This is a genomic window from Actinacidiphila glaucinigra, assembly GCF_900188405.1.
In the GTDB taxonomy this organism is placed as follows: Bacteria; Actinomycetota; Actinomycetes; order Streptomycetales; family Streptomycetaceae; genus Actinacidiphila; species Actinacidiphila glaucinigra.
This window is the reverse complement of sequence record NZ_FZOF01000001.1, coordinates 1-17,108: the sequence shown is the minus strand read 5'-3', so window position 1 is coordinate 17,108 and position 17,108 is coordinate 1. Positions and strand designations below refer to the sequence as shown.

Here is a 17,108-nt window from a genome sequence, read left to right as displayed (position 1 = left end):
TTCGGTGGCTACTTTCGGTTGCCGTTGAGGTCGTCGTAGCGCTCGTAGGCGTCCACGATGCGCCCGACCAGCTTATGGCGTACGACATCCGTGCTCGTCAGCCGCGAGAAGTGCACGTCCTCCAGGCCTTCGAGGATGTCCACGACCTGGCGCAGCCCGCTCTTCGTGCCACCGGGGAGGTCGACCTGCGTGACGTCTCCCGTGATGACGATCTTGGAGTCGAAGCCGAGGCGGGTGAGGAACATCTTCATCTGCTCGGCGCTGGTGTTCTGCGCCTCGTCGAGGATGATGAACGCGTCGTTGAGCGTGCGTCCGCGCATGTAGGCCAGAGGAGCGACCTCGATCGTGCCGCTCGCCATGAGGCGGGGGATCGAGTCGGGGTCGATCATGTCGTGCAGCGCGTCGTACAGCGGGCGCAGATACGGGTCGATCTTCTCGTAGAGCGTGCCCGGCAGGAAGCCGAGCCGCTCGCCCGCCTCGACGGCGGGGCGGGTCAGGATGATCCGGTTGACCTGCTTGGACTGCAGGGCCTGGACCGCCTTGGCCATGGCCAGGTAGGTCTTGCCGGTGCCGGCCGGCCCGATGCCGAACACGATCGTGTGCTTGTCGATCGCGTCGACGTAGCGCTTCTGGTTGAGGGTCTTGGGGCGGATCGTGCGCCCCCGGCTGGACAGGATGTTCTGGGTGAGCACCTGGGAGGGGGTCTCCTCCAGGCCGTCGGTTCCGCTGTCCTGGCGGAGCATGGCGATCGACCGCTCCACTGCGTCCTCCGTCATCGGCTGGCCTGTGCGCAGTACCAGCATCATCTCGTCGAAGAGGCGCTGGACCAGTGCGACGTCCGCGGGTTCGCCGCTCGCGCTGATCTCATTGCCTCGTACATGGATGTCGACCGCCGGGAACGCCTGCTCTATGACGCGCAACAGCGAGTCCCCCGACCCCAGGACGGTCACCATGGGGTGCTTGGCCGGTACGACGAAGTGGGCGCTCGCCTGCCGTTGCTGCGTTGTCCGTGTCTGAGTCATGGGCCAGGCTCGACGGCCTGTTCATCCCGCCTTCTGCTGTTCGGCATGCCACTGGGCTTGGGGTTCAAGGGTACGTCGGTGTGGCTGGGGTTCCGAGAGGTTTTACGCTCCGTCACGCGCCGGGTAGAACAGCGGAATGGAGATCCGTACCGGAGGACCCGGCGACCTGCCCGCCACTCTCGACCTGCTGGACGAGGCCATCGCGTGGCTGACCGCACGCGGCCACACCGGCCAGTGGGGCACCAGCCCCTGGTCCTCCCGGCCCCCGGCGGTGGAGCGCGTGACCCGCTACGCCGAGGAATACCTGCTCCGCGTCGCCGAGACCGGCGGCCGGGTGGTGGGCGTCTGCGTGCTGGCCGAGGAGAGGCCCGACTACGCCCCGCCCGTGGACGAGCGCGAGCTGTACCTGCGGCTGCTGGTCACCGACCGGTCGCTCTCCGGCAGCGGCATCGGCGCGGCCCTCGTGGAGGACGCCGTCGCCGAGACCCGGCGGCGCGGCATCCGGCTGCTGCGCGTCGACTGCTACGCGGGCGGCGAGGGCCGGCTCGTGCGGCAGTACGAGGCCCTGGGCTTCACCCGCGCCCAGCCCTTCGCCGTCAGCCGGGCGGAGGGCGACCACTGGCCGGGCCAGATCCTGGAGCGCCGGGTCTGACGGCGGCATGCGAAACGCATGCAAGCATGCGTTTCGCATGCTAACGTGACGACATGGCGAACATCCAGATCAAGGACGTCCCCGACGACGTGCACCGCACCCTCAAGCACCGCGCGATCGAGGCGCACCAGTCCCTGAACGAGTACCTGCGCCAGAGGCTGATCGAACAGGCGAGAACACCGACGGTCGACGACATACTGGCCAGCGCCCGGAAGTCGGCGACGGCCGACTACTCCGTGGCGGACCTGCTCGGACACATCGACGAGGGCCGCCGCGGGTGATCGTCGTCGACGCGTCCACACTCGTCCTCGCGCTCACCCACGCCGGCCCACTGGGCGATCTCGCGCGCAAACGGATGGCCGGCGAGACCCTGCACGCGCCGGCCCTCATCGAGTTCGAGGCCGCCCATGCGATCCGCGGCCTGTCGCTCGGAGGGAAGCTGGGCCAGGCCGCGGCGGAGACGGCGATCTCCCTGCTGTCCGCCCTGCCGATCCAGCGCATGCCGGGATACGCCCTGCTCGATCGGATCTGGGAGCTGCGCGCCGACCTCTCCGCGTACGACGCTTCGTACGTCGCGCTCGCCGAACACCTGGGGTGCGCCCTGGTCACGGGGGACGCCCGCATCGAGCGCGCGAACGCGGCCCGTTGCCCCATCGACGTGATCGCCTGACGCCGGCTCCGCCACCGCGTCAGCGGAAGGGTGGCGGGCGGAAGCCGATCGTCGGCACCGCGCGGCGCAGGGGCCAGCGGCGGGTGCCGGTGGGCAGCAGGTCGTCCAGGAAGGCGTAGCGGCGCAGCGCGGTGCGGTCCTGGTCGTCGTAGGCCTTGGCGTGCTGCCACCAGGCCGCGATCTCGATCCAGCCGGGCGCCGACAGCGAACCGCCGAACTCCTGCACCGACAGTGCCGCCGTGAGGCACGCGAAGGCCAGCCGGTCGGCGAGGGCCCAGCCGGCCAGGGTGCCGGTCAGGAAGCCCGCGACGAAGACATCCCCGGCGCCCGTCGGGTCCAGGGCCTCCACGGAGAGCGCCGGGACCTCGGCGGCCTCCCCGCCGGCGGAGTCCACCGCGTACGCGCCCTCGGGGCCCAGCGTGACCACCGCCAGGGGGACCAGCTCGGCCAGCTTGCGGGCGGCGGCGCGCGGGCAGTCGGTGCGGGTGTAGCGCATGGCCTCGGCGGCGTTCGGCAGAAAAGCCTCGCAGTGCGCCAGGTCGGCGAGGTCCGCGCGGTCCCAGCGGCCGCTGTCGTCCCAGCCGACGTCGGCGAAGATCCGGCTGCCCCGCCCGGCGGCGGTGCCGATCCACTCCTGCTGCGGGACCCCGGGCACCAGGGAGGCCACGCACGCCCGGCTCGGCGGCGGGCACGGCGGGGCGGGCTCCTCGGGCGGCGGGGCCTCGTGGCCGTGGCTGACCATGGTGCGCTCGCCCTCGTATGCCATGGAGACCGTGACCGGGGAGTGCCAGCCGGGGATCTTGCGGGACAGGGCCAGCTCGATGCCCTCCCCGCCGGCGAGGGAGTCCCAGCAGTAGTCCCCGTACACGTCGTCGCCGAAGGCGGCCGCGAGCGAGGTGCGCAGCCCCAGCCGGGCGAGGGCGGTCGCCATGTTCGCCACGCCGCCGGGGCTCGACCCCATGCCGCGCGCCCAGGACTCGGTGCCGCGGACGGGCGCGCTGTCGAGACCGGTGAAGATGATGTCCAGGAAGACCGTGCCGGTCAGGTACACATCGGTCTCCGGGTCGTCCGGCCCGCGTACCGCCGCGAGCGGGTCGAGGACGGGCTGGTCTTCCACCCGGGCTCCTCCCGGCCTGATGTCGTTCCGACCGATCGTACGCGCGCCCGGGGCCGTGACCAGCGTTTGTCCGCGCGGGGACGCGGACGGATGCTGAGGGAAAGCGGATGACCCCAGGGGCTGGAGATGCCCGGACACTCGGCCGCACCGCCGCAACTGATCGTGACCACGGGGCCGGACGCCGGACGGGCCTACGCCGTGCCGGCCGGCTACTGCGAGATCGGCAGGCTCGCCGGCAGCGCGATCCGGCTGGACGCGGAGGGCGTGAGCCGGCGGCACGCCGCGATGAACCGCGCCGGCAGCCACGTCGTGCTCAGCGACCTCGGCTCGACCAACGGCACCTACCTCAACGGGACCCTGCTCGACGCGCCCCGTCCCCTCCGCGACGGGGACCTGCTCCGCATCGGCCACGTCGAACTGCGGCTGTCGGTGGCGGCGGCCCGGCAGGGGCGGCCCGATCCGGAAGACCAGGGGGACGACCCCCTGGGAGAGCCCGGGGAGGATCCGGGCGGCACTCCCGCGCCCCCGGCCGTCCTCCACGACCTCGGGGACACCCGGGCCCCGTCCGGGCCCGGCGACACCCGCCGCTACCCCTCCGGGCGCGCGCAGTACCTCGCCGGGCGCCGGCGCTACGGGGACGGCGGTGACGGGCGCGAGGCGGACCCCGGGGCAGCCGGGGAGGCCTGCATCGGGCTGCTGCGGGTGCGGGGGCCCGGGCGGGTGCTCATGGCCGCCGGGGTGCTGGTGGCGCTCGCCGGGTTCGCCGTCTGGGCGTCCCTGATCCTCAGCCTGCTGGGCGGCGCGGGCAGCGCGCAGGCCCCGCCCGACCCCTTCGCGGAGTCCCTGTGGGGGCTGCCGAAGGCACCGCTGGGCTTCACCGCGTTCGCGGCGGGCGCCGTGCTCTGCGCGGGCGGCGCGGCCCTGTCGAGGCACACCCGCGCGAGGGACGCGGCGGCGGGGCGGCGTCGTCCCGGACGGCACCGCCACTGACCTCGGATACGGGCACACAGCGACCTGAACGGCGGTCACGCCGGCACGTCGTTCGAGCTCCCCGACCCGGTGTCCTACGTGCCCTGACCGGCGGCGGGCCGCCAGCCCGCGGTGCCCGTCCCGCCGCGCGGGGGGCGGGGGCCGCGGCGGCGGTCGCGGGCCAGCCACAGGCCCCGGCCCAGCGACCAGAGCACCAGCCCGGCGACCAGGGGCCCGCCGAGCAGCATCGCCAGCCCGGCGCCGATGTTGGCGCCGATCACCCCGGCCGTCACCGTCCGCCAGATCGCGCCGGTCAGCAGCCCGGCCGCGAGCAGCGGCCCGATGACCTCCCACCACCGGCCGTCGAAGCGGTCCGGCCCGGGACGGGAGGCCCGGCCCAGCAGCACCGCCGCGCCGGTGGCCAGCACGGCCGCGGCCGCGCCGATCGCGGTCTCCGCCCCCGCCGGGATGCCGAAGGGCCATACCAGGTAGTCCAGTTCGGAGGGGTCAAAGCCCGCGGCGTCCTGCCGGCCCATGAGCCCCCAGGTGGCGACGGGCGTGGTCACGATCAGCGTGACGGCCGCTGCGGGCCGTATCAGGTGCCTTCGCATGACTCCATGCTCCGCCCGCGCGGCACGGCCCCGCATGAGTGCGCGTACTCAGACGGCACGCGCGGCCGCACTCAGAACCTGTGGGCGTCCACCTCGGCGAGGTAGCGGGCGCGCAACTCCTCGTCGTCGTCGAGGAATGCGGCCAGGAAGGAGTTGCGGGCGAGCCTGCGCAGGTCGTCCTCGCCGAGCGGCAGCGCGCCGGCCACGGCGTCGAAGGTGTCGCCCGCGTAACCGCCGAAGTAGGCGGGGTCGTCGGAGTTCAGGGTGACCATCAGGCCCGCGTCGAGCATGGCGGGCAGCGGGTGGTCGGCGAGGGTGTCCACGCAGCGCAGGCGTACGTTGGACAGCGGGCAGACGGTCAGCGGCACCTGGTCGCGGACCAGCCGGGCCACCAGGTCCGGGTCCTCCATGCTGCGGATGCCGTGGTCGATCCGCTCGACGCCGAGCACGTCCAGCGCCTCCCGCACGTACGCCGGCGGACCCTCCTCGCCCGCGTGCGCGACCCGGCGCAGGCCCGCCGCCGCGGCGGCCTCGTACACCGCGCGGAACTTCGACGGCGGGTGGCCGACCTCGGCGGAGTCCAGGCCGACGGCACTGATCCGGTGCAGGTGGGGCCGGGCGGCCTCGAAGGTCTCCAGCGCGGACTCGGCGGACTCGTCCCGCAGGAAGCACATGATCAGCCGCGTGCTGACGCCGTGCCGCTCCGGGGCGCGGTCCAGGGCCCTCGCCAGGCCCTCCACCACCGTGCCGAGCGGGACGCCGCGCGCGGTGTGCGCCTGCGGGTCGAAGAAGACCTCGGCGTGCCGCACGCCCTGCGCGGCGGCGCGGGCGAGGTAGGCGTCGGCGAGGTCGGCGAAGTCCTGTTCCGTGCGGAGCACGGCCATGAGCGCGTAGTACAGGTCGAGGAACGACTGCAGGTCGCTGAAGGAGTAGGCCTGCCGCAGCTCCTCGGTCGAGGCGTACGGCAGGTCGACCCCGTTCCGCTCGGCGAGGGCGAAGGCGAGCTCGGGTTCGAGGGTGCCTTCGATGTGCAGATGGAGTTCGGCCTTGGGGATGCTCACCGGGCAACCGTACAGGTCAGGGGCGTTCGGCTAGGTCTGACGGCGCTTCGGCACGGTGACCCGGCCGAGGTCCTGGGCGACGGTCAGCTCGCCCTCGAAACCCGCGTCCCGCGCCTGGCGCTCGAAGTCCTCCGGTTCGGTGTAGCGCTGCGAGAAGTGCGTGAGCACCAGGTGCCGGACACCGGACTCGGCCGCCACGCGGGCCGCCTGACCGGCCGTCAGGTGCCCGTGCTCCTCGGCCAGCGCGGCGTCCTCGTCCAGGAAGGTCGACTCGATGACGAGCAGGTCGCAGCCGTCGGCGAGGGTGTACACCGCGTCGCAGAGCCGGGTGTCCATGACGAAGGCGAAGCGCTGCCCCGGGCGCGGCTCGCTCACGTCGGCGAGCGTCACCCCGTCCACCTCGCCCTCGCGCTGCAGCCGCCCCACCGCCGGGCCGGTGATGCCGTGCGCGGCCAGGCGCTCCGGCAGCATGCGGCGCCCGTCGGGCTCGACCAGCCGGTAGCCGTACGCCTCCACCGGGTGCGACAGCCGGCGCGCCTCCAGCAGGAAGGCGTCGGAGTCGACCAGCACCACCGCCTCGCCCTTCACCGGTTCCTCGCGCAGGGCCACCGTCTCGCGGTAGGCGGTCGCGTAGCGCAGCCGGTCGAAGAAGCGGCGGCCGGACTCGGGGTAGTGGGCGGTGACGGGGTGCGGCACCCGGTCGAGGTTGATCCGCTGGATCACCCCGGCGAGGCCCAGGCTGTGGTCCCCGTGGAAGTGGGTCACGCACAGCCTGGTCAGGTCGTGCGCCGCCACACCGGCCCGCAGCATCTGGCGCTGTGTGCCCTCGCCCGGGTCGAAGAGGATGCCCTCGGCGTCCCAGCGCAGGAAGTAGCCGTTGTGGTTGCGGTGCCGGGTGGGAACCTGGCTGGCCGTGCCGAGCACGACCAGTTCACGTGCGGACACCGGCGGTTATCCGGGCGGCCACTCGAGGCCGCGGCCGCCCAGCACGTGGGCGTGCGCGTGGAAGACGGTCTGGCCCGCCCCCGCGCCGGTGTTGAAGACGATCCGGTAGCCGCTGCCGTCCACCTTGTCCTCGGTCGCCACCTCGCCCGCCTCCCGCAGCACGTCCGCGGCGAGTTGGGGCGCCCGGGCGGCCAGCGTGGCGGCGTCCGGGTAGTGCGCCTTGGGGATGACCAGGACGTGCGTCGGCGCCTGGGGGTTTATGTCGCGGAACGCGACGGTCGTCTCGGTCTCCCGCACGACGGTCGCGGGGACGCTCCCCGCGACGATCTTGCAGAACAGGCAGTCCGCCTGCGGCTCTCCCGCCACCTGACGCCTCCGTCCAGGGGTTGATCAGTACGCCCCGCATGCTACCGGTGCCCCCCGCGGCAGCGCGCCGTCGCGGGGCCCGGGTCGCGCCGGGCCCCGCTCCCGCCGCTACGGCAACGGGGGCGCGGTGCGGGCCGGATGCGCCTCCAGCGCCTCCAGGGCGAGGCGGACGGCCTCGTCCAGCTGCGGGTCGCGCCCGGCGGCCGAGTCCTGCGGGGTGTGGACGACCTCGACGTCCGGGTCGACGCCGTGGTTCTCCACGTCCCAGCCCATGCCCTCCAGCCACGTGGCGTACTTCGGCTGGGTGACCAGCGTCCCGTCGACCAGGTGGTAGCGGGAGTCGATGCCGATGACGCCGCCCCAGGTCCTGGTGCCCACCACGGGCCCGATCCCCAGTGCCCTGATCGCCGCGTTGACGATGTCGCCGTCCGAGCCGGAGAACTCGTTGGCGACGGCCACGACGGGCCCGCGCGGCGCGTCCAGCGGGTAGCTGGAGGCCGGCAGCCCACGCGGCAGGTTCCAGCCCACGATCCGCCGCGCCAGCTTCTCCACGACCAGCTGCGAGGTGTGGCCGCCGCGGTTCTCCCGCACGTCCACGACCAGCCCCTCCCGGACGACCTCCACCCGCAGGTCGCGGTGGAGCTGCGCCCAGCCGGAGCCGACCATGTCGGGCACGTGCAGATACCCCAGCCGGCCGCCGGACAGCTCGTGCACGTACGCCCGGCGCCCGGCGACCCAGTCGTGGTAGCGCAGCGGCTCCTCGTCCGCGATGGGCACGACGACCACATGGCGCGCCGCACCGCCGTCGGCGGGGCCGACGGTGAGCTCGACGGGCTTGCGCACGGTGCCGATGAGCAGCGGGCCGGGGCCGGTCAGCGGGTCCACGGGCCGTCCGTCCACCGCGAGGATCGCGTCGCCCGCGCGGACCGCGGCGCCCGGCGCGGCGAGCGGGGAGCCGGCCATCGGGTCGGAGGTCTCCGAGGGCAGCACCCGCTCCACGCGCCACACGCCGTCCGCGTCCCGGGCGAGGTCCGCGCCCAGCAGGCCCTGGCGGTGCAGCCCGTCACCGCGGCCGCCGGACGGCACGACGTAGGCGTGCGAGGTGCCGAGCTCGCCCGCCACCTCCCAGAGCAGGTCGACGAGGTCGTCGTGGGTGGCGACCCGGTCCAGGACGTGCCGGTAGCGCTCGCGCACGCCGTCCCAGTCGACGCCGCCCATGTCGGCGCGCCAGAAGTGGTCCCGCATCAGGCGGTGCGACTCGTCGTACATCTGGCGCCACTCGGCCTGCGGGTCCACGGTGACGCGGACCCGGGACAGGTCGACGGTGACGTTGCTGTCGGTCTCGTCCTCGGACGGGGCCGACTTGTGGTCCGCCGCGGCGACCCGCAGCCGGTGACCGGACGTCACCAGCACCTTGTTGCCGTCGCCGCTGACGGCGTAGTCGTCGGCGTCGTCGGCGATGTCCTCCACGCGCAGCTGCTTGAGGTCGTAGCGCTCCAGCGCGGTGGACGGCGGCTCGGCCTCGGGTGAGGCCAGGCTGGCGCCCAGGACCCCGCGCACGGGGTGACGCAGCCACAGGACGCCGTCCTTGGCCGCGCGCAGCGTGGAGTAGCGGGCCGCCTCCACCGGGAAGGGCACGATGCGGTCGGCCAGGCCCTCGGCGTCCACCTTGGTGACGGGCGTGCGGGGCCGGTCCTCGCCGTCCTCCTTGCGGGAGTCCTTCTTGCCCTCGTCCTGGCCGCGGTCGTCGCCGTCCTTGTCCTCGGCGGAGGAGTCGACCGGCCGCCCGTGGCGCTGCGGGCCGAAGGGCGAGGGCGTGGTGGCGGCGAGGGTGATCAGGTGGGGGCGGCAGGCGCGGAGGAAGGCGAGGTCGAAGACGTGGTCGTCGTAGACCGGGTCGAAGGAGCGCTCGGACAGGAACGCCAGGTGCTTGCCGTCGGCGGTGAAGGCGGGCGAGAAGTCCCGGAAGCGCAGCGGGGTCGCGTCGACGACGGTGAGGTCGGCGGTCGAGGCCAGCTTGAGCTGGCGCAGCGGGTCGGGCCCGGCGTGCGACCAGGCGAGCCAGGCCGAGTCGGGCGAGAAGGCGAGGCCGGTGGCGTGGCCGTGCTCGCCCTCCACGACGGTGCGCACCTCGCCGGTCTGGGCCTCGACGAGCAGCACCCGGCCGTCGTGCGAGGCGACGGCGATCCGGTGGCCGTCCGGTGAGACGGTCATCGCCAGGACCCGGCCGAGCCGCCCCGCGGCCAGCCTGCGGGGCGCTGCCGGGCCGGTGGCCGCGGCGGGCGCGATCTCCAGCGCGTCCTCGCCCTCGGCGTCGGTGACCCAGACGACCTGCTGGTCGCCCTCGCCCCCGAACACCCGCGGCAGCCGCGTGCGCACCCCCGGCTCGGCCGACAACGCCCGTGCCGGGCCGCCGCGGTGGGTGACCCAGTGCGTGGTGCCGCGGATCTCGACCGCGCTGCCGCGGCCGGTGTGGTCGGGCCGCGCGTCGCCGAGGTGGTAGGCCGCGTGGATCGGGTGCGGCTGCAGGTCGGCGCGCTGGCCGCCGAGGCGCACCTCGACCGGGCGGGCCTCGGCACCGTCGAGGTCGTCCAGCAGGAACAGCCGGCCGGTGCTGGTGTAGACGACGCGGGAGCCGTCGGTGGCGGCCTGCCGCGCGTAGAAGGCGCCGTCCGCCACGGAGGTGTGGCGGCGCAGGTCCGCGCCGTCGGGGAGGCTGGAGTAGACCGCGCCGACGCCCTCGTGGTCGGAGAGGAAGGCGATCCTGTCCCCCACCCACATCGGGTACTCCAGGTTGCCGTCCAGGCCGGCGTGGATCCGCTCGAACTCCCCCTCGCCCGTGCGGTCGATCCACAACTTGCCCGCGGTGCCGCCCCGGTAGCGCTTCCAGGCCGCCGCCTCGCGGCCCATCGTGGCGGACAGCAGCAGCACGGCCCCGTCCGGCCCGTGGGCGACGGCCCCGACCGGCCCGTACGGCAGCGTCGAGGCGGGACCGCCGTCGACCGGGATCGCCCGCGCCCAACTGCGGCGCAGCGACGCCTGCCCGTAGGTGCTGATGGCCAGCACGTCGCCGCCGGGCGTCCAGCCCCGCACGGAGGTGCGCCCGCTGCCCCAGTGCGTCAGCCGCTTCGACGGCCCGCCGTCGGCTGCCGCGACGTGCACCTCGGGTGCGCCGTCCCGCGTGGAGGTCCACGCGATGAGCGTCCCGTCGGGCGAGAACCGCGGATGGCCCACCGGCATGTTGTCGGCGCTGACCCGCCAGGCCCGGCCGGTGCCGTCCAGCGGGGCGGCCCAGACGTCGTCCTCGGCGGTGAAGGTGATCAAGTCACCGTGCAGGTGCGGGAAGCGGAGGTACGCGGGATGCGAAGGCTGCGGCTGCGTCACGTCGTCACATTAACCACCCGGCGCCCGGCTGGTCAGGGGTTTTCGATCTCATTGCCCGCCGGGGGGACGCCACCTCGGCGGCCGCGTCAGCCCCAGCGTCCGGTACGGCCCAGCAGGAGGGCCGTGGCGGCGACACCGGCGGTGGAGGTGCGCAGCACGCTGGCGCCGAGGCGGTACGGCTTGGCGCCGGCCGCGGCGAAGGCGTCGAGCTCCTCCGGGGAGACCCCGCCCTCGGGGCCGACGACGAGCACGATGTCGCCCTCGGGCGGCAACGCGGCCGTGGCGAGCGGCTCCGAGCCCTCCTCGTGGAGGACCGCGGCAAACGCGGCGCCGGACAGCAGCCCCGCCAACTGACGGGTCGTCATCGGCTCGGCGACCTCCGGGAACCGCAGCCGCCGGGCCTGCTTGGCCGCCTCACGGGCGGTGGACCGCCACTTGGCGAGCGACTTGGCGCCGCGCTCGCCCTTCCACTGGGTGATGCAGCGCGCCGCGGCCCAGGGCACGACCGCGTCGACGCCGACCTCGGTCATGGTCTCGACGGCGAGTTCCCCCCGGTCGCCCTTGGGCAGCGCCTGGACGACGGTGATCCGCGGGCGGGGTTCGGCCTCCTCGCGGACCTCGGCGACGGCGACCTCCAGCGTGTCCTTGCCGTCGACGGCCGCCACCGTGCCGTACGCGCCGCGCCCCAGGCCGTCGGTGAGCACGATCTCCTCGCCGGCCCGCAGCCGGCGCACGGACACCGCGTGCCGCCCCTCGGGGCCGGAGAGCGTGATGCGGTCCGGGCCCAGCGCGCCGGGTTCGACGACGAAGACGGGTGCGGTCACGGCGCGGTCCTCGGGGAGCGGTGGTTCAGGGCGGCCATGCGCCCATCGTTTCACGGCACGCGACGGCCCGCGGTCCAGGGTGTGCGCACCCTCGGCCGCGGGCCGGTGAGCGAGGCCGTGCCGGCCTAGCGTCCGTTGAACGCGTCCTTGAGGCGGGAGAACAGCCCCTGCTGGCCCGGCTGGAACTGCCCCAGGGGCCGCTCCTCGCCGCGCAGCTTCGCCAGGCGGCGCAGCAGTTCCTCCTGCTCCGGGTCGAGCTTGCCCGGGGTCTGGACCTCGACGTGCACGATGAGGTCGCCCCGGCCGCCGCCCCGCAGGTGCGTGACGCCGCGCTGGTGGAGCGGGATCGACTGGCCGGACTGCGTCCCGGGCCGGATGTCGATCTCCTCCAGCCCGTCCAGGGTCTCCAGCGGGACCTTGGTGCCCAGCGCCGCCGCCGTCATCGGGATGGTGACGGTGCAGTGCAGGTCGTCACCGCGCCGCTGGAACATCTGGTGCGGGAGTTCGCGGATCTCGACGTAGAGGTCGCCGGCGGGGCCGCCGCCGGGGCCGACCTCGCCCTCGCCCGCGAGCTGGATGCGGGTGCCGTTGTCGACACCGGCCGGGATCTTGACCGTCAGCGTGCGCCGCGAGCGGATCCGGCCGTCGCCCGCGCACTCCGGGCACGGGTTGGGGACGACGGTGCCGAAGCCCTGGCACTGGGGGCACGGGCGGGAGGTCATGACCTGGCCGAGGAAGGACCGCGTGACCTGCGAGACCTCACCGCGGCCGCGACACATGTCACACGTCTGCGCGGTCGTGCCGGGAGCGGCGCCCTCGCCGTGGCAGGTGTTGCAGACGATGGCCGTGTCGACCTGGATGTCCTTGGTCGTGCCGAAGGCCGCCTCGTCCAGCTCGATCTCCAGCCGGATCATCGCGTCCTGGCCGCGCCGCGTACGCGAGCGCGGGCCGCGCTGGGACGCCGTGCCGAAGAAGGCGTCCATGATGTCGCTGAAGTTGCCGAAGCCCTGGCCGAAGCCCGCGCCCGCGCCCGCACCGCCGCCGTTGGCGGACAGCGGGTCGCCGCCGAGGTCGTAGACCTGCTTCTTCTGCGGGTCCGAGAGCACCTCGTAAGCGGCGTTGATCTCCTTGAACCGCTCCTGGGTCTTCGGGTCCGGATTGACGTCCGGGTGCAGCTCTCGCGCGAGACGGCGGAAGGCCTTCTTGATCTCGTCCGGTCCTGCGTCGCGGCGCACGCCGAGCACGGCGTAATAGTCCGTGGCCACTACGACTCCGCCAGGATCTGTCCGACGTAACGTGCCACTGCGCGTACCGCTCCCATCGTTCCGGGGTAGTCCATGCGGGTCGGTCCGACCACGCCGAGTTTCGCCACCGCCTCGTCGCCCGAACCGTAGCCGACGGAGACGACCGATGTGGAGTTCAGGCCCTCATGGAAGTTCTCGTGACCGATTCTCACCGTCACGCCCGAATCCTTGGCCTCGCCCAGCAGCTTGAGGAGCACCACCTGCTCCTCGAGCGCCTCCAGCACCGGGCGGATCGTCAGCGGGAAGTCGTGCCCGAAGCGGGTCAGGTTGGCCGTGCCGCCGAGCATGATCCGCTCCTCGGTCTCCTCGACCAGGGTCTCCAGAAGTGTGGCGAGCACCACCTGGACGGACGGCCGGTCGTCGGGCTCGAAGCCCTCGGGGAGCTCCTGCACCAGCGGCGGGACGTCGCTGAACCGGCGCCCCACCACCCGGCTGTTCAGCCGGGCGCGCAGGTCCGCCAGCACGGTCTCGCCGACCGGTGCCGGGGCGTCCACCAGCCGCTGCTCCACCCGTCCGGTGTCCGTGATCAGCACCAGCATGACCCGGGCCGGGGCGAGGGCGAGCAGCTCGACGTGGCGCACCGTGGAGCGGGTGAGCGACGGGTACTGGACGATCGCGACCTGCCGGGTCAGCTGCGCCAGCAGCCGGACCGTCCGGGCCACCACGTCGTCGAGGTCGACGGCGCCGTCCAGGAAGTTCCCGATGGCCCGGCGCTCGGCGCCGGACAGCGGCTTGACACTGGTGAGCCGGTCGACGAAGAGCCGGTAGCCCTTGTCGGTCGGCACGCGGCCGGCGCTGGTGTGGGGCTGCTGGATGTAGCCCTCGTCCTCCAGCACGGCCATGTCGTTGCGGACGGTGGCCGGGGACACGCCGAGGGCGTGCCGCTCGGTCAGCGCCTTGGAGCCGACGGGCTCCTCGGTGCCCACGTAGTCCTGGACGATGGCACGCAGCACCTCCAGCCGTCGTTCACTGAGCATCGCGCACCTCCAGTCGCTCGGTCACCGTGCGGGTCGTGTCGCCCCCCGTGGCCTGGCACTCCTCTCGGCTGAGTGCCAGTTTTCCCCAAGTCAGTGTACGGCGGGGTGGCAAGACCTCGGCAAGGGCCGTCCACGGGTCCGCTCCCGGGACGTCCTTGACCGGCCACCGTAGCGGGCGCGGGGCACGTCGCGGGGATACCGTCACGTTGTGGAGACCACACCGACCGCGCCGGGCTCCCCCGGCGGCTGGGAACAGCTCGCCCCGGGCGTCGCACGGCGGCGGCTGCCCTTCCTCGACGTGACCGTCGGGGTGGTCGTCGGCGACGACGGCGTGCTGCTGGTCGACACGGGCTCCTCCGTCCCCGAGGGCGCCGGACTCCGCCGGGAGGTCCGCGAACTGACCGGGCGGGACGTGACGCACATCGCACTCACCCACGGCCACTTCGACCACGTCTTCGGCACCGCCGCCTTCGAGGGCGTCCAGGTGTTCGGCGAGATGACCCTCGACACCTACCTCGGCCGCGAACGCTTCACCCTGGGCCTGGACGCGGTCGAGCACGGCGCCGGCGAGGCCGAGTCCGCGCAGGCGGCGGAGGCCCTCGTGCGCCCCGGCCACCTCGTGGACGGCTCCTACGAACTCGACCTCGGCGGCGACCGGCAGGTCCTGCTGGTCCACCCGGGTGAGGGACACACCACGCACGACCTGGTGGTGGTCGTGCCGGGCACGCCGGCCGTGGTCTTCTGCGGCGACCTCGTCGAGGAGTCCGGCGAGCCCCAGGCCGGACCCGACGCCGCCCCGCACGCCTGGCCCGCCGCCCTGGACCGGCTGCTCCTGCTGGGCGGCGAGACCGCGCTGTACGTGCCGGGCCACGGCGCCGTCGTCGACGCCCGCTTCGTCCGCGCCCAACGGGACGCGCTCGCCGCCCGGTTCGGATCCGCCTGAGCTGCGCGCCGCGCGGATACGATCCCAGGCATGCGCAGCCGCAGCTACGACCCCGACCTCACCCCGCCGTGGAAACGGCCCGCCACGCCCGCGCCCGAGGTCGCCGCCGAGCGGGACCTGGTGGTGGAGGAGGTCTCCACCGGCTTCTGCGGCGCGGTCGTCCGGTGCGAGAAGACCGCCGAGGGCCCCACGGTCACCCTCGAGGACCGCTTCGGCAAGCACCGCGTGTTCCCCATGGCGCCCCGCGGCTTCCTCCTGGAGGGCCGCGTGGTCACCCTCGTGCGCCCCTCCTCAGCCGCCCCCGCGGCCGGCCCCCGGCTGACCGCCTCCGGCTCCCTCGCCGTCCCCGGCGCCCGGGCCCGGATCGCCCGCGCCGGCCGGATCTACGTCGAGGGCCGCCACGACGCGGAACTGGTCGAGCGCGTCTGGGGCGACGACCTGCGGGTCGAGGGCGTCGTCGTCGAGTACCTGGACGGCGTCGACGACCTCCCCGCCATCGTCGCCTCCTTCGCCCCCGGCCCGGACGCCCGCCTCGGCGTGCTCGTCGACCACCTCGTGCCCGGCAGCAAGGAGTCCCGGATCGCCGCGGAGGTCACGGGCGAGCACGTCCTGGTCGCCGGCCACCCCTACATCGACGTCTGGGAGGCCGTGAAGCCCTCCTCCCTCGGCATCCCCGCCTGGCCGGCCGTCCCCCGCGGCCAGGACTGGAAGACCGGCGTGTGCCGCGCCCTGGGCTGGCCGGAGAACACCGGCGCCGCCTGGCAGCGCATCCTGGGCGCCGTCCACTCCTACAAGGACCTCCAGCCGGAACTGCTGGGGCGCGTGGAGGAGCTGATCGACTTCGTCACGGCCCCGGGCTGAGTCAGTCGACCAGGTCCCTGACGACGGCGTCGGCGAGCAGGCGGCCGCGCAGGGTGAGGACCGCGCGGCCCTCGCGGTAAGGACCGGTCTCCAGGAGGCCGTCCCTTACGGCGCGCTCCGCGGCCCCGGCGCCCGCCGTGGCGAGCACGTCCAGCGGGCAGCCGTCGGACAGCCTCAGCTCCAGCAGGACCCGCTCCACCCGGCGGTCCTCCGCCGCCAGCACCTCACGCCCCGCCCCGGGACTGCGGCCCTCGGCGAGCGCCGCCGCGTACGCCGCCGGGTGCTTCACGTTCCACCACCGCACCCCGCCCACGTGGCTGTGCGCGCCGGGCCCGGCGCCCCACCAGTCCGCGCCGGTCCAGTACAGCTCGTTGTGACGGCACCGGGCCGCCTGCGAGGTCGCCCAGTTCGACACCTCGTACCAGCCGAAGCCGGCCGCCGCCAGGCGCTCCTCCGCGATCAGGTAGCGGTCCGCGTGCACGTCGTCGTCCGTCATCGGCACCTCGCCGCGCCGGATCCTGCGCGCCAGCTGCGTGCCCTCCTCCACGATCAGCGCGTACGCCGACACATGGTCGGGCCCCGCGCCGATCGCGGCGTCCAGCGACGCCCGCCAGTCGTCGTCCGACTCCCCGGGCGTGCCGTAGATCAGGTCCAGGTTGACGTGCTCGAACCCCGCCGCCCGCGCCTCCGCCACACACTGCTCCGGGCGGCCCGGCGTGTGCCGCCGGTCCAGCACCTGCAGGACGTGCGGGCGGGCGCTCTGCATCCCGAACGAGAGCCGCGTGAACCCCCCGGCCCGCAGCTCCTCCAGGTACGCCGGGTCCACGGACTCCGGGTTCGCCTCCGTGGTGACCTCCGCGCCCTCCGCCAGGCCGAACTCGTCCCGGATGGCCCCCAGCATCCGGGCCAGGTCCGCGGCCGGCAGGAGGGTCGGCGTCCCGCCTCCGACGAACACGGTCTCCACGCGGCGGGGGTCGTCCCCCAGCACCTTGCGGGCAAGCCGGATCTCGTCGACCAGGGTGTCCGCGTAGTTCTCCCGGGAGGCGAGCACGCCCCCGGTGCCGCGCAGCTCGGCGGCGGTGTAGGTGTTGAAGTCGCAGTACCCGCAGCGGGTGGCGCAGTACGGGACGTGCAGGTAGAACCCCAGCGGGCGGGAGTCCGCGCCGTGCAGCGCGGTCGGCGGGAGCGCGCCGTCCTCCGGCATGGGCTCCCCGTCGGGCAGTACGGATGGCATGCGTCCCATTGTCCGCCATCCCCTCCGGGGGTTGCGCCGCGCCGCGGGGTGCCCCCGGTTGCCGTGTGCGGGTACGTTGCGCCTGCGGTCCGGGTGCCCCTTGCGGCCGGTGGTTGTGTGCGGGTTGTTTGCGCCTGCGGGCGGCTGCGCCGGGCTGCCCGGTGGGTA

At 74.1% G+C, this 17,108-nt stretch carries 17 protein-coding genes; 6 read left to right on the top strand and 11 right to left on the bottom strand.

Going from position 1 to position 17,108, the window contains the following annotated elements; all coding sequences use genetic code 11:
* Nucleotides 1–8: 8 nt before the first annotated feature.
* A complete protein-coding gene (locus CHF15_RS00085; protein WP_089221495.1) occupies nt 9–1,022 on the bottom strand; it encodes a PhoH family protein in 1,014 nt (337 codons plus the stop codon).
* A 136-nt stretch (nt 1,023–1,158) separates the two neighbouring features.
* On the opposite strand from CHF15_RS00085, the gene CHF15_RS00080 reads away from it, so the two are divergent.
* From CHF15_RS00080 to CHF15_RS00070, 3 genes are read left to right on the top strand one after another with little or no spacing between them, the layout of a single operon-like run.
* A complete protein-coding gene (locus CHF15_RS00080; protein WP_179279596.1) occupies nt 1,159–1,674 on the top strand; it encodes a GNAT family N-acetyltransferase in 516 nt (171 codons plus the stop codon).
* Nucleotides 1,675–1,727: 53 nt separating this feature from the next.
* Nucleotides 1,728–1,955, top strand: coding sequence for a FitA-like ribbon-helix-helix domain-containing protein (locus CHF15_RS00075; protein ID WP_089221494.1), 228 nt, complete (start codon nt 1,728–1,730; stop codon nt 1,953–1,955).
* Nucleotides 1,952–2,344: a type II toxin-antitoxin system VapC family toxin gene (locus CHF15_RS00070; RefSeq protein WP_089221493.1), complete on the top strand. Its 393-nt coding sequence runs from the start codon at nt 1,952–1,954 to the stop codon at nt 2,342–2,344. The genes CHF15_RS00075 and CHF15_RS00070 overlap by 4 nt, the downstream gene beginning before the upstream one ends.
* Nucleotides 2,345–2,363: 19 nt before the next feature.
* Here CHF15_RS00070 and CHF15_RS00065 read toward each other — a convergent pair whose 3' ends face one another.
* Nucleotides 2,364–3,461, bottom strand: a complete 1,098-nt coding sequence (locus CHF15_RS00065; RefSeq protein WP_089221492.1) for a carbohydrate kinase family protein — start codon at nt 3,459–3,461, stop codon at nt 2,364–2,366.
* Nucleotides 3,462–3,587: 126 nt separating this feature from the next.
* Between CHF15_RS00065 and CHF15_RS00060 the strand changes: the two genes are divergently transcribed.
* The gene (locus CHF15_RS00060) at nt 3,588–4,451 is read left to right on the top strand and encodes an FHA domain-containing protein (protein WP_089221491.1); all 864 of its coding nucleotides are present in this window, start codon (nt 3,588–3,590) and stop codon (nt 4,449–4,451) included.
* A 74-nt stretch (nt 4,452–4,525) separates the two neighbouring features.
* On the opposite strand, the gene CHF15_RS00055 is transcribed toward CHF15_RS00060, so the two are convergent.
* The 8 genes from CHF15_RS00055 to hrcA form a co-directional block, all read right to left on the bottom strand.
* Nucleotides 4,526–5,041: a hypothetical protein gene (locus tag CHF15_RS00055; RefSeq protein ID WP_089221490.1), complete on the bottom strand. Its 516-nt coding sequence runs from the start codon at nt 5,039–5,041 to the stop codon at nt 4,526–4,528.
* Between the two features lie 71 nt (nt 5,042–5,112).
* Nucleotides 5,113–6,102, bottom strand: a complete 990-nt coding sequence (locus tag CHF15_RS00050) for an adenosine deaminase (protein ID WP_089221489.1) — start codon at nt 6,100–6,102, stop codon at nt 5,113–5,115.
* 30 nt (nt 6,103–6,132) lie between these two features.
* Nucleotides 6,133–7,047 (bottom strand): ribonuclease Z, encoded by a 915-nt coding sequence (locus CHF15_RS00045; protein WP_089221488.1) that lies wholly within the window; start codon nt 7,045–7,047, stop codon nt 6,133–6,135.
* Nucleotides 7,048–7,053: 6 nt separating this feature from the next.
* Nucleotides 7,054–7,413: a histidine triad nucleotide-binding protein gene (locus CHF15_RS00040; protein WP_089221487.1), complete on the bottom strand. Its 360-nt coding sequence runs from the start codon at nt 7,411–7,413 to the stop codon at nt 7,054–7,056.
* A 108-nt stretch (nt 7,414–7,521) separates the two neighbouring features.
* Nucleotides 7,522–10,797 (bottom strand): S41 family peptidase, encoded by a 3,276-nt coding sequence (locus tag CHF15_RS00035; protein ID WP_089221486.1) that lies wholly within the window; start codon nt 10,795–10,797, stop codon nt 7,522–7,524.
* Between the two features lie 86 nt (nt 10,798–10,883).
* On the bottom strand, nt 10,884–11,621 hold the full coding sequence (locus CHF15_RS00030) for a 16S rRNA (uracil(1498)-N(3))-methyltransferase (RefSeq protein WP_089221485.1): 738 nt from the start codon (nt 11,619–11,621) through the stop codon (nt 10,884–10,886).
* A 125-nt stretch (nt 11,622–11,746) separates the two neighbouring features.
* On the bottom strand, nt 11,747–12,886 hold the full coding sequence (gene dnaJ, locus CHF15_RS00025) for a molecular chaperone DnaJ (RefSeq protein WP_089221484.1): 1,140 nt from the start codon (nt 12,884–12,886) through the stop codon (nt 11,747–11,749).
* Complete coding sequence (hrcA, locus tag CHF15_RS00020; RefSeq protein ID WP_026250542.1) at nt 12,886–13,902, bottom strand: heat-inducible transcriptional repressor HrcA; 1,017 nt, start codon at nt 13,900–13,902, stop codon at nt 12,886–12,888. The genes dnaJ and hrcA overlap by 1 nt, the downstream gene beginning before the upstream one ends.
* 208 nt (nt 13,903–14,110) lie before the next feature.
* Here hrcA and CHF15_RS00015 point away from each other — a divergent pair, with 208 nt between their 5' ends.
* Both CHF15_RS00015 and CHF15_RS00010 read left to right on the top strand, forming a co-directional pair.
* Nucleotides 14,111–14,845, top strand: coding sequence for an MBL fold metallo-hydrolase (locus CHF15_RS00015; RefSeq protein WP_089221483.1), 735 nt, complete (start codon nt 14,111–14,113; stop codon nt 14,843–14,845).
* Nucleotides 14,846–14,875: 30 nt separating this feature from the next.
* The gene (locus tag CHF15_RS00010) at nt 14,876–15,706 is read left to right on the top strand and encodes a DUF3097 domain-containing protein (protein ID WP_089221482.1); all 831 of its coding nucleotides are present in this window, start codon (nt 14,876–14,878) and stop codon (nt 15,704–15,706) included.
* A gap of 1 nt (nt 15,707) precedes the next feature.
* Here CHF15_RS00010 and hemW read toward each other — a convergent pair whose 3' ends face one another.
* The gene (gene hemW, locus CHF15_RS00005) at nt 15,708–16,940 is read right to left on the bottom strand and encodes a radical SAM family heme chaperone HemW (RefSeq protein ID WP_089221481.1); all 1,233 of its coding nucleotides are present in this window, start codon (nt 16,938–16,940) and stop codon (nt 15,708–15,710) included.
* Nucleotides 16,941–17,108 lie beyond the last annotated feature (168 nt).

Excerpts from the sequence above, each read along its gene's own strand:
- CHF15_RS00085 (WP_089221495.1), bottom strand. The coding sequence starts at position 1,022 with ATGACTCAGACACGGACAACGCAGCAACGGCAGGCGAGCGCCCACTTC.
- CHF15_RS00080 (WP_179279596.1), top strand. The coding sequence starts at position 1,159 with ATGGAGATCCGTACCGGAGGACCCGGCGACCTGCCCGCCACTCTCGAC.
- CHF15_RS00075 (WP_089221494.1), top strand. The coding sequence starts at position 1,728 with ATGGCGAACATCCAGATCAAGGACGTCCCCGACGACGTGCACCGCACC.
- CHF15_RS00060 (WP_089221491.1), top strand. The coding sequence starts at position 3,588 with ATGCCCGGACACTCGGCCGCACCGCCGCAACTGATCGTGACCACGGGG.
- CHF15_RS00055 (WP_089221490.1), bottom strand. The coding sequence starts at position 5,041 with ATGCGAAGGCACCTGATACGGCCCGCAGCGGCCGTCACGCTGATCGTG.
- hrcA (WP_026250542.1), bottom strand. The coding sequence starts at position 13,902 with ATGCTCAGTGAACGACGGCTGGAGGTGCTGCGTGCCATCGTCCAGGAC.
- CHF15_RS00010 (WP_089221482.1), top strand. The coding sequence starts at position 14,876 with ATGCGCAGCCGCAGCTACGACCCCGACCTCACCCCGCCGTGGAAACGG.
- hemW (WP_089221481.1), bottom strand. The coding sequence starts at position 16,940 with ATGCCATCCGTACTGCCCGACGGGGAGCCCATGCCGGAGGACGGCGCG.